Source organism: Novipirellula artificiosorum, assembly GCF_007860135.1.
GTDB classification, from domain to species: Bacteria; Planctomycetota; Planctomycetia; order Pirellulales; family Pirellulaceae; genus Novipirellula_A; species Novipirellula_A artificiosorum.
Map to the genome: position 1 here is coordinate 17488 of NZ_SJPV01000019.1, position 16983 is coordinate 34470.

General features: G+C 54.0%; 1 protein-coding gene (only partly in view). It reads right to left on the minus strand.

Annotated elements, in window-relative coordinates; translation table 11 throughout:
* Nucleotides 1-16983, minus strand: the end of a protein-coding gene (locus Poly41_RS30330) for a CARDB domain-containing protein (protein WP_197231861.1). 18768 nt of this gene lie beyond the right edge of the window; 16983 of the gene's 35751 nt are visible here — the last part of the coding sequence; the start codon falls outside the window, past its right edge; the stop codon is at nucleotides 1-3.

Genomic DNA, 16983 nt, shown 5'->3' on the forward strand with positions numbered 1-16983 from the left:
TTAGGCACCGCCCAGCAGATCGAGCAGAGCTTGGTCATAGGACTCAGGTTCCCCGCTGGTCTTGCGCATCATTTCGTTGATCACTTCTAAGACATCAACGGCGGACACTTTCCCGTCGCCGTTCACATCGAGGTAGGGCGTTGGGTGAACCGTCTCGGTGATGCTGGGCAATTCGCCCGTTGCTCGGTTATGAATTCGCGCGTCGGTCAGCTCATTGATGATCGCCAAGGCGTCTGCTGGAGAAACGTCGCCTTTTCCATCCACGTCAAACCGTAACTTCGGGTTCTGCCATTCGGCTTGAACGGGATAGTTGATCTCTTGATTCAGTTCATTGATCACCTGCAAGGCATCGAGTGCCGTCAATCGTCCGTCACCGTTGACGTCGTAGAATGGCGGCGGTCCAACGGTTTCGGTAATCGGGAACAAGCGGTAATCGTCCACCGGATCATGAACCGAGATCGCCCTCATTTCGTTGATGATCGCCAGCGCGTCGGCAGCCGTCACGCCATTCATGCCATCGACATCAAAACGGTTGATCGGGTTCTGCCAACTGACCTCCGCAACGTCGGCACGGAGTTGGATGTCACTCACGCGAACGCGACTGGCGTCCTCACCAAAGCCAACCAAATCAAAGTACAACGTCGCGGTCTTGCCATTTGCCGACTCAGGAATCGGCACCGTCACAACAATCGGTTCCGCCGACAAATCCACTTGATCACCGCTTTGGCTCGCACCAGACACGATGACTGAATCTGCAAAGAAGGTGTTGCCATCGGCTTGGATATTGAGCAGCGCATCCCCGCCGGCCATGCCTACCATGTCGCCGAGCAGCGACGTGGTGGTATTTGCATCAAGTAGTGCGACTTCAAATGCCTCGGGCGGATGAGCCCCACTTCCGACATCCAAGTTCATACCGCCCAGTGTGAAGGTCAGTTGGTTGACACCCTGAGGAATCACAAACGTCTGCGACAGATCCGAAACCATACCGACGTCTTCGCTGATCGTGGCAGCACCCTCGGCGATCATCACATCGCCGACGACATTCCATCCAAACTGCTGCGAGGATGGATCGCTTACCGCAAACGTCGTGTTGTTGAGTGTTCCAATTTGACTTTGCGTGGACAAAGCGGTTTCGATCGGCTTGAATCCGTTGGCGGGGCTACCGTTGAGTCGACCTTCGACACCGAACGATCCGAAACCAATTTCTGAAGCCCTTTGAGCCATTTCAATCGCGGAGAATTCCGCGCTGCTGATGGTCTTGCGAACACCTGGTTGTAAATTGCCCGCCATCAATTGATTGGGATGTCGACGTGCGTCAAGTTCGTTGCCGGATGGATCGAGGTACAGTGATCCGGCAGCGGTGTCAATCACTTGACGTCCTTGTCCATCGCCGTGACTCAAGGCCTCGAAACCGTCAAACGATTGCGAGAAGCCCAATATGTGTCCCAACTCGTGCTGCAACACGCTTAACAGGTCGAAGCTTCCAACAGCATTCTCGTCAACGGCAACAAGCGCACCATTTTCATCGAAAGCGAATTCCTCGGACTGATTTGGCGTGGAATCGATAAACCAGCCATGTCCCGCACCATCGTCATCGATCACGATGGTCGCTCGAGAAGGCAATCCGTCTTGATCGGTTGCTCCGAGTTCAACATAGCCAAGCTGAGTGCCGTAAAGCGGCTGAACCAAAAGCGTTACTGCGGGAAAAATGTTCAGATTTCCAACTTCGTTCCACGATTCGATTGCCGCATGGAGAGACAAGCTGGCATCCTCTGGCGACAGAGTCATCGATGGCGATAGACCGGGAGACGAATCAGAATGCAAGAATCCGCTCGGTCGTAGCGACGTGCCTGCACTACGACCTTGCGACGAGGCGGGAACCTTGGTCTTGATGACGAGGGAAAGGGGGAATTGCGTGCCAACCACAGTCTCGTTTTCAGCAAACAATGGAATGCCGGTTCGCGGAGCTGTCTTGGGCTGCGTCGATCGATACGTTGCCACCGATGTTTCGGTGAAAATGGGAACCCCCAAGCCCTTCAGCGCGGCGAAAACCGCATCGTCGTCAAGCACGAAAGATGCGAGTGCATTGGCGGAGCCGCTGATCTGTGAGTGAGGAGAGTAATCGGGCCGTATCGGGTTGTGAGCCAAATCTCTCAAACTTTGCCAAGCGTTCGCTTCAAACACGCGATTAAGCTGTTTCTGACCGTTTGAATAAACGTCAAGTGAGAAGTCGGCTCTTTTGGCGATATCGGTCCAACTGTGACTGTCCAGCATCCTTTGGAAAAACGCAACATCGCGTGCCCGCACGTCCGGCAGGTTTCGGAACGGTCGATTGAATGACAATGAAATACCGTCGGCGGCAAGTTCAAACGCGCTGCCACCCAAACTGTAGGGGTGATCGGCAACGATTTGACGAAGAGCTTTGGCACTTTGGTATCGTTGCCGAACGGTCTTCGACACACCAAAACTTGGCAGATTGAGACTCGCGTCGGTTGGGAAAGTTGTCGCTATCAGAATCTCCAGATCGTTTTGCAGACTCGTTTGTCGGGTCAATGTATCGTAGTGCTGCTGGAGGGCTGATTGTCCAATCCTTGGACTAGCGGCGACTGAATCCACGGTTGGGTACTGACGCAGCAGACTTTGCTGGCGAGACTGCTTAATCATGTTTGGTAGAGCAGAAATGAAGTCGTTGGTTGCTCGAACACCGGAACGACTGTTGAACTCGTTCAGGAACGATGCTGCATAAACGACGTCAGCTGCCTGATAGACCACGTTCGCGTCAGGAATCTCATACGACAACAGAGGTTGCTGTAGCCGGGAATCCACCAGATCACGAATCGCTTGTTTATAGATCACGTTTTGCTCGGCGTTGAAGCGAATCACCTGATTGGCTCGGCCGTTGATGTCAGCGGTGAATCCGCGGCCTGCAAATTCGCTCGTGATCGCATCGATTGCACTGACCGAGCGATATAGGTTTTTCTGTGCTCCTCTGACACCTCCGAATCCTACCGAGTCGAATTGACCATTCCCCAGAATTCGACTGTGGTCAGTCAAAGCAGAGACCAACTGTGAATCGGCCAGAATTGCCTCGATAGGATTTCTCGCAGCTACGACACCGTCTCCGATAGCGTCTTGTGCAACGCGAGCTACCCTGTTGTTAACTCCCGCGCCTCGGTCGTTTAGAATTGTCTTTGCACCGAAGCGTACATTCCCTTGATGCGTTCCATTCCAACCTACCATGGCGGCTTGGCGGATATCGGAGACTCGACTCAGCGTTTTGAATGTCGATGATCGATACATTGGCGGCTCGACAATCGTGCGGTCCACAAACATCGCGTTCTGTTCCGGCGTCAGTTCGCTGCGTCGCTGATGCACGCTGCGGCGATAGTTGTGGAAATCCTTGACGTCCGATTTGATGCCTTGAATCCGCTTTCCGGTTGCCTGCCATTCGGAGCGAATTTGCCCGAATTCGTGAGAGATACCGCTCCTGACGCGATCCCCTCGGCTTGCAAAATTGCCGCGTGCCCCATCACCAATCCCTGCTCTGGCACCGCCGACGCCATCTCCGGCGAGCCCAATCACCGATCCCTGTATGCGACTCCACCTGCGATCGAAGTTTGGTTCGTAGGCATAGCTGGCCGCAATATCGGTTACGTTCGCGGCCACACTCAGATAAGTGCCCGTGCGCACTCCGATGCGTGCAGCAGCAACTCCAATGACAAGCTTCGCAGCATCGATGGCGATGAACCGGGAATCGTGATTCGCTTGAATATCGTCGTACAAGGTCACAAGTCCAAAACCGGTTTGGGTGATCAAACCACCAAGAGCAAATCCGACTCCCACAGGCCCGGTAATGAGCGATCCGAGCGCGATGGCGATTGCCGGAGCTTGCGCTATCGAGTCACGCACAACACCACTGGCGAACGTTTCCCAATCAAAATGGAACGTCGAACTGGACTGTGCATTAATCTTGCTGTCGTTGACATCGCCTTGCGCGAGTCTTACCGAATGGGTAACCGGATTGGTAATTGCCGACCCCGCTTCCAACCCCGATGGGTCGGAAAAGCTGATCGGATCAGAAAGCCCGTAGCGGTACAGATTTGGTTCGCCTGCCGAGAAACCAGACGGATCGGTGCTAATGAATCGGCCGTTGTTCGAGTCGTAGTACCGCGCGCGGTTGTAATAGAACCCCAGTTCTTTTTCAAATGGCCGCCCGACATGGTAGTAGCGGTTGAAGACGGTTGGGTCAGTTCGAGACACAATGGAACCGAACGCGGTGTATCGCAAATGGTCAAGCACTTCGGCATCACTGCTGATGATGTCCCGGACCGATCCTTGCACGTCAGGCAGCAGCCATGTTACCTCGCCGCTACGATCCTGAGCCATAGGCATGTCAGTGGAAGTCCCGTGCAAATAGACCACATCAATCTGCGGAGGATCGCCGTTGTCCAAACCATCGTCGTCCGAAATTTCCAATAACACGTCTTGGTCGTTGTAGATGTAGGCTCGCCAGGATTCAGGTTGCGGCCCATCACCGTCTGGGTCCACTTGCTTCGTGACCCGACGATCCAACGCGTCATAGGTCAGTGTCACACGTTCCACCAACACACCGTCCGAATCGCGAGTCTCAGCACCAACCAATCGATTGCGATGATCCCACTTGAAGGTCGTGACATGGCTCGTCGCAATTTCGGTTTCCGTCTCTAGGTTGCCTTCCGCATCGTACGTATAAGAGTACTCGCCATTGGTCGCTAAACGGTTTTGTGATAGATAGCTGTAGCCGTCGCCGTGTTCCGTGGACTCCGTTCGGTTGCCTGCATCGTCCAACGCAAAACTCTCATCGGTCATCCCGGCATCGGTATAGGTAGCCGATTCGAGTCTTCCCGAATCGTCATAGGCGAAAGTTGAAAGGCCAAATAGATCGGTAACGGTCTCGATTCGAGAATCAGCGTCGTAGGTGTAGTCGTAACGCGCCAGTTCGCTGCCTTCGTCATCACCACCGATGTGTCGGATCTGTTGAACGAGTTGCCGATTATTTAGGGTTGTCCGCGTCGTAGCGACAAGTTCGTCTTCGGTAAATCGTTGAATCTGTGAATAAGAAACGACGCCTTGGTGATAATCGAACTCGATCCGTTTATCCGTAACCAAGGAACCTGACTGCGAGATCGAAAGCAGCCGATCGTCGCTTTCTCTGTACGAGAAGGTCTGCTGAACAATGCCAGTTTCATCAGCGTAGTCTAGCGTGAACGCGGTGAGCTGGCCGATGGCATTTTGCGTGAATGCGTACTCAAACTCTTCTGCGTCTAACACGGTGTTACCGGCTCCAAGGAGTCGCCCGCTGGCATCATCCGCATAACGCAACGTGTTGACGTTTCCGCCATCGCTGGACCGAATCATTCTTCCCAAAGCGTCGTAAGCAAACGTCAACTCGTTGACGACCACGGCGTCAGTGAGCCATTGTTCGCTCAACGGACGATTGTTTCCATCGTACCGTCGTTCGATAATCCGGCCGTTTCGATCCTTGGCGGTCACGAGGTTGCCGGCGGGATCGTAGGAATAAGTGCGTGTGCCAAATTCATTCGACTCGCGAACAACGCGTCCCATCGCATCGTTGACAAATGTGGTTTGGTTACCGACGCCGTCGACAAGTTCCGTCAAATTCCCGGCTTCGTCATAGTTCATGAACGTCGTGCCGCCATCGGGTTCGACAATTTGACGCTGGCGATTGAGAGAATCGTAGAAATACTCGAGTGGTCTGCTGTCTCGTGCGTCCTGTTTCGTTTTCAGGTTCCCAACGGCATCGTACGTATAGTTGTAGGCGTGACCGTTCCCATCGTTTTCCGATTCAAGTCGATTCAAGGCATTGTAACTGTAATTTCGCTCGACGTTTCCAACGATGAGTTGCTCCAGGTTTCCATTCTCATCGTAAAAGCGTTCCTCTGTCTCGGCCGAGTGTTCCTCGCTACGAACGAGCCGCTGTGCTTTGTCGTAATCCAATACGAGCGAGGCGTTTCCGGCCTCATCAAACTGTTCGATACGATAGCCTTCGCCAGTGTCGACGTAGTTCCACGTGTTGACCAAATCATCTTGACCGCTGCGTCGGACGACTTCTTTCTTGATTCGCCCCAGAAGATCGTATTCGCGATCGATTATGTGGCCGAGCGCATCGGTAATTTGAGTCGTTTGGCCGGCATTGTTGTAGACAAACGATTCGCTGACTAATTGCGGATTATCGGGTGTGCCGACTTGACGTTCGATCTTCGAGACGCGGCCAAGGCCATCGACCGTGTTGACAAACTTGTAGAATTCGCCTTGTGCCGGCGTCTTGGAAATCACATTGCCAACACCGTCGTATTCGGTTGACTCAACAATCCAATCATCGCTTCCACCGGGTGACCCGATGCCGGCCAAATCGGCAGTACCCGCGCGGCGGCGGGTCTCGATTTGTCGTCCACGACCATCGTATTGGTATTCGGTCCGGTAGTATTCGCCGCGCGGATCGATCGACGCCGTCAAACGACCTAGGACATCGTATTCATACGACATCGATGTTTCGTCGGGCGTACCGGTACCGTACGAAACCGATAAAGGAAGGTTCCGAGCGTCAAAAGTGGATCGACTGATATTGCCGTTTCGATCGATCGTTTCCACCACGTTTCCAGCCGCATCGTACTTCTGAGAACTAGAAATACCGGTGGCATCAGTCGCTTTGATGGGACGACCGAGACGATCACGGTGACCTTCACTCGCATTCTCTCGGGCGTCAATCGTTGTCATCTCAAGCCCACCAGCGGAGTAAACGAATCGCGTCGTTTCTTCCTCAGGATTCGTGGATTCGGTGGGACGATTTAGACCGTCGTAACGATTCGTCGTTGTTCCATAGACATCGGTGACTGTCAGAACGTTACCGAAGCGGTCATACGACCATTTGGTTTCTTCTGCAATGGGATTGACGGTGAGAATACGACGTCCGAGCGCGTCATACTCGTAGGTCGTCACATATTGCGGCCCGCCGATGCCAACGTGCCGAGTCAAGTTACCCTCGGCGTCATAGGTAGATGTCTCGGTGACATAGTCTGCTCCGGCAGGATCAAGAACCGCATAAGTTGCCGTCAGCGGACGCCCGGCAGCATCGACTTGATAGTTGGTGGCGTAGGCTTCGCCCCGCGGATCAATGTGTTGAATGACATTGCCGGCCAAATCGTACATATATTTGTCGACTTCATAAAACGGGTTTTGTGATGGCCCGGATGCCATGCGGACTTCCAACGGATTGCCGCGATGGTCATACGCCGTTTCCGTCGCGAATGAATCACCCCTGGGACCGACCACGCGGAGCACGTTGCCTACACCATCATGTACAAATTGAGTCACCAAAATGTCGCCTGGTTCGAACTCCGTTCCGGTTGGCTGAGACATACTTATCAGCCGATTCGCACCGTCGTATTCATAAGTCGTATCAGCCCAAACACCGCGAGCATCGCCCACCTTAATGCGATTTCCAGCCAAATCGTATTCGAAACTGGTGACTTCGTTCTCGGCGTTGGTTTCACTTCGCACTAGTGAACGACCGTCATAGGAAAACTGCGTGACCGAGGCACCGTCCTCGTTCGAAAATGGGCCGACAATCCGTACCAAATTTCCAACGGCATCATATTCGTTGGTCGTCTCGAACTTCTCGGGATCCGTCGTCTTCTTCAGTCGCCCAAGCTGGTCATACTCCATCGCGGTGACTCGCGTTGACGTGGTCTCGTCACCGGTTTCGGTCATACGAAAAGTTAACCCTGCCGCGTCGATTTCGTAAGTTGTTAGGGCACTGGTGCTATCGCGCATCGACAATCGTCGTCCGGCAGAATCATAGGTGTAGACGGTGGGCAATACATTCTCGCCCGCGTTCTCGCGAGGATGATGGATTTTGTCGATGGTTCCGCCCGGAAAATAGTCATACGTGGTGACAGCCGGAGATTGTGGCAAAGCCTCTGATCCCTGAGGAACGGTTTGCGAGCGCATTCGCCCAAGTTCGTCCACTTCGATCTTGGACGTGTAATACTCGCCGCGCGGATCAATCTCAGCAGTTAGGTTTCCAGCTGCGTCAAAGACGTACTGCCGAACCTCATCCGGCCCAGGCGAATCCTCATTCCCGGTGGGCTGAGTGGATTTGACGAGACGATTTCCCGCGTCATACTCGAACCGAGTTGTATGATATTCGCCACGTGGGTCCGCGCTGCGAATCAGGTTGCCGACCGCGTCGTACTCGGTGATTGTTTCGAGCAGGGTCGAGTCCCCCTCTGCGCCAACTGCATTGACCCTTTCGCTGGTTCGGAAATACAGCGAATCGTAGTCGTATTCAGTGTAGTATTCTGGGCCGCGCGGATCCTCGTATCGTTCTAAGTTTCCAACTTTATCGAACACGAACGTTTCTTTGGCAACTTCGTCGCTTCCCTCGGCCCCAATGGTCTGCCGTCGTTCTTTCAGATGTCCTAGAGCATCATAGTCGTATTCAGTGAAGAACTCACCCGGCGTCGATGGATCGAAGGTTCGCGGATCGACTTCCCGTATGACGTTGTCGAGCGCATCGTATTCTTTTTCGATTCGATACCCTTCCGCATCGACGACGGCGGTCAAACGGCCGATTCCGTCGTAGTACATACGAGTCGCAAATTCGGTTTGGCCGAGTGCGCCCGAGCAAGATTCTAATCCACTGCGTGGATCGACGCTGACAATGACGTTGCCACTATCATCATTTGCAAAACAGGTGGTATGCCCAAGTGAATCCGAAACGCCACTTTGGAATCCTAGTGTATCGTACTCGATCGTCATGACCGCTGCGTTCTCACCGTCGAGCGATGGCGATTCGACTCGAATCGTGTTGCCGGCGGCATCATAGAAATACTCTGTTTGTTGACCCATTTGGTCATACGAGAACTTGAGCCGCCCAGCATTGTCATACCGCATCGACGTTTCGAGCCCGTTTCCGCGAGGATCATCACGGCGAATTACATTTCCGATTTCGTCATAATCCGTTATGATCGTAAACGGTTTTGGATCGCCGGGCGTCCCCGAGGGGGCGGTCATTTCGACTTGACGCTTTAACTGGTCGTACTCGAATGATTGCGTGTAGAACTCGCCGCGCGGGTCAGTGACCGAGAGCAAATTTCCAGCAAAATCATAATCGTAGGTTGTGGTAGCTGATTTGTCCGACGAGTAGCCAACGGTAATCGTCTCTGGGTAGTACAACTCATCGAAGGTTGTTTTCGTGACTTGACCCAACGGATCGGTCACGGTTTCGACCATGCCCAAGGGATGGTAGGTGGTTGTGGTGGTTGCCGCGAGTGCCCCGGACCCCGCCGCAGCGACTTGTTTAGCGATTCGGTTCAATTTGTCGTGTGTGAATTCGGTTCGGGTGGCTGCGCCACGGGCATCGGTCAACGCAATCAGGTTTCCGATTTCGTCATATTTGAAATCGGTGCGTTGTTTATTCGCGTCAATCGTCCACTCACGTCGATTACTCTTGTCAAACTTATGCTTGGTGATGTCAGTCACCACTCCATCCGCTGTCAATCGTTCTCTCGAAATCTGTTCAACATTACCGCCGTCGTCATATTCGTACGTCGTTTTCCGTCCGGCGGCATTGGTTACCGTTTCGAGCCGATTTGCAGCATCAAACGTATTGATCGTCTGCAACGGCTGCTCATCGGTGGACCTAGGATCGCCCACCAAAACTTGATTGCTCATCTTGTCGTACTCATAACGAATCTTATCCCCATTGGGATTCGTTTCCGATACCAGACGATTCAATGCGTCATATTGGAAAGACTGACGGAAGTCTTCACTGTCACGGTTTCCTTTGGAACGACCATCAACCACCGCGACTTGATTTCCGTTACCGTCGTAGACAAAGTTGGTTGCGTTTTGCTCCGCATCGATTTGAACCACTAAGCGACCCAATTCGTCATATTGGAAAGTTGTGGTTGCATTGTCCGCGTTGGTCGCTGACTTGATGCGTCCGCTCGGGAAGTACTCTTTCGATGACTCTGCCAATCCGTTTACGGTTGAGATATGACTTCGACCGCGTCCATCAAGGTCGTGTTCGATGATTCGCTTGTCCGTTCCCGTTGCATTCTCAACCGCTCGCCGTGGATTCCCCGCCGCGTCATGCTCAATGATCGTAACGACATCGATTGCGTTGGTCGTTTGTGCGATTGCATCATGAAGGTTGTAGACATTGGTGATCGTTTGATCGCCGGTTCGACTGTTTTTGAAAGTCTCGGATATGGCTCGATTTGCCGCATCGTAGCTCGTTGTCATGACCTCTGTCGTCGGACCTTCGCGGCGTACTTCGCGGCCCCGCCCATCGGGTGTCACCTTGATCAATCCGCCATTGGGCAAATCAATGCCGACCATTTGATACGCATCGTTGTATCGATAGGTCGTTACGCGACCGAGCGTATCGATGTTTTGCCGGAGATTACCCATCCGGTCGGTGACCGATAGCGAGACGTGGTCGCGGGCATCTTTGGTGTACTTGTAGCTGAAGTCGGGATCGTTCTTCACACTCGCGTTGACCGACATGGCACCAAAATCGTAGGCAAACTCGGTCGTGATGTCTAAATCGTCGGCAGCTTCGATTCGCTTGGTTGGTCGATCAAAAGCGTCGTATTCGTACTTCGTCTTATTCTCGTTTCGGTCGGTTTCCTCGACTAAGTTTCCTTCCGCGTCGTAGTTTGCTGATTCGGTATAGGTCACACCATCGATGGTGATGTCGACGCTCGATGATGCAAACCGATTCATCGAATTGAAACGTGTTTCCACGACGAATCCGTCCGCGTCGGTGGAACGGACGGAATAGCCCGCTCGATCAGTATACTCGATCATCTCTTTCCCGTCGGCGAAACTCGTTTCCTCCAGACGACCATATTCGTCATAGCGGTATTCGCTGACGATTCCGATCGGATCGGTCATCTTCTTCATCAGGCCATCGGCGGAACCCGATGTGTAGTATTCATACAAGGTGGTCGCTGAAGACGGATTGCCTTGCACTGGAGTAATCGTCGTCGAAATGGTTTCGGTTTTCACATTTCCCGAATCGTCGAGTGCCCGAACGGTTGTTCGGCCAACTGCGTCTGTCCGCGAAGTCCAAATGCTCTTGAAGTCGGAGTCGGCATAAACGTACGTGACCGTCGCTGCGGCCGTGCTATTCGGACCTGCCGGAAAGTCGGTGGTTGTTAGTATGTTTCCAAAGTCGTCGTAGCTGTGACATGAAACATTGCCAACCTGGTCGACTTGAACACCAATCAAACCAGAATTCTCGCCGCGACCGAACGTTTGTCCGGGTTGTGGATCGTTTGCAGTGCCAGTATCCACATGCACAAATTGGCCGAACTTGGTCATCTGATAGACCGCTTCTTCGCCCTGGAAATCAGTATACTTTGCTTCCGCCGTGAATTCAGAGCCCTTGACTTTCTCAGGAGCAATCTCGCATTTAGCAGCAGCATGATCGATGCTTTGCTGCTGCGGAGCCGGTCCACGCAGCGCAGCGACAACAATCCCCTCGTCGGGGTCGCTGGTGTCGGACAGCGTGGATACCGCTTTCATCTGTGCCGGGGTCAGCAAGAAGGTGTCGTCGTCGATCCTCTCGCCACCGATCACGCGCCCAAAATCGTTGTACTCGATGGTCTCTTCGAAGGGATTCGACAGTTTTTCAGTTGAGTCGTTGCCGCGTTTACGGACTTGTCCGGTCATCAAGTGTTTGTAGGGCTCGATCAATCGGTCTTTGGGAACCTTCGCGTCATACTCAAACGTTCGCTTACTGCCGTCCGGATCGGTGATGCTGACAAGGTTGTCACCGTCGTAAGTGAACCGCGTCGTTCGATCGGCGGGATCGGTGATCGAAGTGACTTTCTCACCGCTGTAGTTGAAAGTGATTTTTAGCCCAACCGGATCGGTAATCTGCGTGATGCGTGTGCCGTTGTAGCTGTAAACGGTAACGTTGCCATGCCGGTCGGTGACAGATTGAAGTAACCCTTCACCATCATAGTTTTCAACAGTTCCGTCGATCAATCGTCGCTCGAATTCCCCGTCGTCGTCGCGTTTCAAGACGCTACGATCGAGCGACACCGGCGTGTAGGCTTCGGTCGGCACCAAGGGTGCGAGAAAAATCTGCTCGGTTCCATTGCCATCGACCAACAGCAAACCGCCATCGCCCGGATAAATACGTTTCAGTCCTTCGATGGACCAACCGGCCCCAAACTCGCTCTTGCGGCTATTGATCACCGGCAGCAGTTCGCGGTCGGATTGAAAATCGCCGTCCACGTAGCCGCTGCGGGTTTCGCCAAACAGGCCGAAGTCGAAGGACAAGTCATAGACGCCCGTTTCCGCATCTTGCAGATCCATTAGCAAGCCGGCACCGTAGACTTGGTCTTTGTCGAGTTCTTTTGGCAGCCCAAAGAAGTGTTCCTCGCCGCGAAAACCGACGACCATCTCGGCGGACTTGGGCTCATAATTCGATTTTGCGACGTAGGACTGTTGGCCCAAAGTCGCGGTAGCTCGAACAACCAGTTTCGCGTCTGCGTTGTCCGCTGCCCCCGCTAGTCCTGCGATGCCGAAGTACGTTAGCGGTCGTGGTTCGGCCCGCAAGGAATCATAGTGCAGCACGATGCCGCGATCGGTTTCCTGAGATTTGTAGGTGACGAGCGAATGTGTTTCGTGCAGTGCTCCACTGTGAATCTCAGCCTGCGTCGTACGGCCGGTTTCAACGGTTTGTGTCTCCGACGGAAACGCTTGCAGCGTTGGCGCGGAAGTATATGGTGTTGGAAACAGTGCCAGTTCCGGCAATGTCTGCTTGGGTTGCGATTCAATTCCCCGAGGCAGGTTGCCAACATCAATCGGCCCAAACTTGTTCGGAGTCAAACCAAATGGATCGACATTTGGTACGCCGTAGCCCGTGTTGTTGTCTCCATCGGTAAACCCGAAATGAGCAGCAATCAGCGTGGTAGGATACATTAGATCGATCGGAATCTGGCCCATCGGACCACGCACTAACGCCGACAAGGTTTCCGGCACATCCTTGTAAGGCGATCGATCCTCGTTGAAGTCAAGCGGATCGGCAGCGGCATGAAGCTCAATCGCTGCGATGGATTGCGGCACGTTGTAGGCAAACACGGTGTCATAGCGTTGCATCGGAACCAACGCAAAGCCCTGCGTCGAAACGGTAACGTCATCCGCAAAACCACCGAGAACCGGATTGGTCGCAGCCACTAAACGCGGCTGAAGCTCTGGATCGAATGGGCTGCCGAGCGGATTGCGAATAAAGCCGATATTGCTGCCCGCACCAACCGGGAATAGGCGTCGTTGGCGAACGGTTCGCGTGTAGGTCCGGCCGTTGGCTCCCAGGAACGGTTCGTCGACATCGACCACCAACGGTACAGCCGGATCAACCGTGGGACCGATGTAGCTGGCGAAAAATGGCGCGAGGTCAGGATTCTTTTTCGAGTCGAGCGAACTGGTTACCGCGTTGTAGGCACTAAAGACCAGATACGATGGATGAGGTCCGATCACGTCGATGTACTGGTTCTCGGCAACAAAATCAATGCCTTGCGCATTGCTGACGCCAAACGCCTGAACCCCGCGACCTTCACGCGGATCGAGCCCAAACGGAGTTAAATCGATCGGCGTAACTTCATGCTCGACAAACCCATCAAGACTTACTAAACGGCGAATGATTCCAACGCCTTCTTTGTCGTTTGTTCGATCGGTTGCGACCATCACGTTGGGATCGCTGGTCGCAGCAATGTCGTAAGGCGTTCGGCCAAACTCGATCACCGAATCCGGACGCGGCTCGAACGACAACGGTGCCACCAAGACAGGTTCTTTTGGCTCGTCTGACTCGTTTTTTTCCATTTCGGACGGAGCCAGCAGACGGCGACGATCCGCGATTGACAACAGATCCACAACAAACACATAGCCCGGCTCGCCCGTGTCTTGGCGGAACAGATCCCGACCGGGGGCCGCGACATATACACGCGATCGATCCGCCGAAACAGCCAATCCGCGCAGCCCCATTCGCACCAGTTCCGCACCATTGGAATTGAAACTGAGTGTTTGCAAGAGCTTATGGTACGTCGGTGAATACGGATCGATGTCGATGACATAGAGTGCATCTTTGGCTCGATCCGTTATGAACAAATAGCGATCGTTTCCGTCAACGGCCACGTCGAACGGACGGGCTCCCGGAGGCAGCGGGATGCCTTGCGTTCCCGTCGTTGTGGAATCGCTAGGATCGTCCGGAACCATGTCGACTTCTTGCAGGCCAACCGCGTCGATCATCGAAATCATCGCGGCATTGTCATACGTCACGTACAATCGATCGCCACCCGAAGTAATGACGCTTTTGGCCGGGTTCAGTTTGTCGACTTGATCGGTCCCGACACCCAACTTGATCCGAGCAAACTCGCGCGGATCGGGGATATTATTAGCTAGATCGATTCCGTAGCCTTCGGTCGCTTCCAAATTGAGCACAGTCACCGTTCCCTCAGCACCGTTGAGAACAAAACCGTAGCGTGATTGGACCAACAGTTTGACTGGATTGCTCGGTACTTCGATGACACGGTAGACGCCGTCGAGTGCTCCCTCTTGTTTTCGAGTCACCGTTACATTCGCATCGCCAACGAAAGCTCCTTTTGGAATCCGCACCAGCAGCTTTTTGTTCACGATCGATAAGTTGTCCGCTTCAATGACAACATCGCGCCCGCCAACAATACGCGGTTCACCCGACGGTTCGACCGTATCGCGACCTCCCACTTCGAGGGTCACGTACAAGTCTTCCTTGCGGGTTCCAAACAGCGATCCTGGAGGCGTCACTTCATCGGCTTTGAGTAGGAAGGTTCCTTCCAACTCAAGGATCGGTCCCGAAGCAGCTGCCTCGGTTTCAAACCTCAGTTCACCTTTGGTGATCTGCGGTGCGAGGGTGCCAAGGTTGACGCGCGTTCGAAGCGGCAGCGCGATCTCGGTCAACTTGGTCGACGGGTCAATCTCAACCTCCGTTACCGACAACAGTTCAAGTTCCTGTTCCCCAGCCGACAAAACCCCCACCTTGATTTTGAAATCGGGGACTAAAGGAACGTAGTAGTCGCCCAGTAAGTCACCGGCTCCGAAATATAGATCTTCGCCACTGCCACCCGAAATATCGCCAATACTGACTACCGCTGGATTGCTCTTCGCGCGAGAATTCTGGTCCGCCCGCGCGAATGCGAATGTCAGCAAGGACGGGGAGGCCAAGAACGCAGCTCCCGCAACCGAAGGTTTCGAATGTCTGCCAAAGCTGATCCGCGTCCGTGCACCGACACCCAAGTTGGGCGGCGATGTGGTGTGAGCTATGCCGTCGTCACCAACGACCAACGAATCGACAATTTCCCACGAAGACAAAACACGCCCGTCAGCCAGTGTCACGTCAACCGGTTGGAACAAATACATCAGGTCGCCCGGCGATTTATCTGCCGGCGCAGGCATCGAAACGCTAAGCGGATACTTGGCCAAATCGTTGCCGTAGTCGATCATCAGTCCGCCGCCAAAGTTCCAGTGCGTCGGCAAATTGTAAGGCAAATCGGTTTCCGCCAATGCGGTAACGGACAGATCAATCGGTGTGTCATAAGCTCCGGGCGGAACACCCACCGTGATCGATCCACCATCGCTGATCAGCCCACCGTTCTCATCGATCGTCACCACGCCGGACTGCACCTCGTTGATCGTGATCGGGATCACTTGCGATTGACCACGCTGAACAATCGTGACCTCGGTTTGACCGATCCCCGTCGCTACTAATTCACCATCGTCTGAAACGCTCAGCAGCTCCGGATCGCCGACGAAATAGCGAGTCCCATTCTCCGCGGCACTGATTTGCATCACGCTTTCCTCGAGCCGCTCGCGAACGATCAATTGACGCGACTCCCCGACTGACAGAGCGTAGGAATCAGGAAAGAAATCGAGTTCGCGAGTGTCTCGGCCGTTTACGCTCACCGCCGTTGCCGCTGTCAAACCGAATGCTGTGACCGATACGGCGACCGAACCACCGGCACCGGCGATCATCAAACCACGATCGGTTACCGAGACGATTGACGGATCGCTGCTACCGTATTGGACCGCGCCGTCCGGAAGCGACTGTTGCTCGCCATCAGCCGTGTAGCCGACAACGAACAATTGACTCGTCCCGCCAGTGGTCAGAAACTCATCACGGTTGACGATTTCGATGCGAGCGATTGCATCGTCGATGACCGCGATGGGCTGAGAAGTACTCGAAGCGACGAGCAGTCCATCGTCGATGGTCACGTCAATGATCGCGTCTGAGTTAGCCAACAGCCGATAGAAACTGCTTCCTAATACCTCGACGTCAACCTCTGTCGATACCGCCCGAACAAGAAGGGTATCTCCTTCGGGATCAGACGCAACTTCGCCTAAATCGACGACCGTTGCCAAGCCATCAAACAGCTTGATCTCGCTAGCCGAGTATTGTGGGCTTTGATTGGCAACAAAGCCAGACATCGTCGTCAAACCCTCACGGTCGGTGGCGTCCACGTCGCCGTCGCCGTCGAAGTCGGCGGCGTTGTTGTAGGTGATGAGTGCTGCATCGAACGCGGTCACATCATCCGCATCAACCTCGGCATCGCCATCGACGTCGCCGACCAGGAAAACATCGGCGGTGTAGTCGCCACTGCCATCACCGCCGATCTGCATCACATAGGTGCCAGGCTTGGAGATCGCTAATTGGGAAACGCTGCGGCCCTCTTCGCTGAACTCGAATCCGGCGAGTTCGCTCTCCAGTGACGCGGGCGTTGGGTTGAATTCGCTCGATGTCACTTCCACGCCAAGGGTGATCGCGCCGGTGGGACTGGTGCGCAGTTCGCCTTCGGTCACGGTGAATGCGTAGCGGTTAGCAGTGCTGCCAAGCGTGCCGCTGATTGGATTGGCAAACAGCGTTCTCGTTCCGCC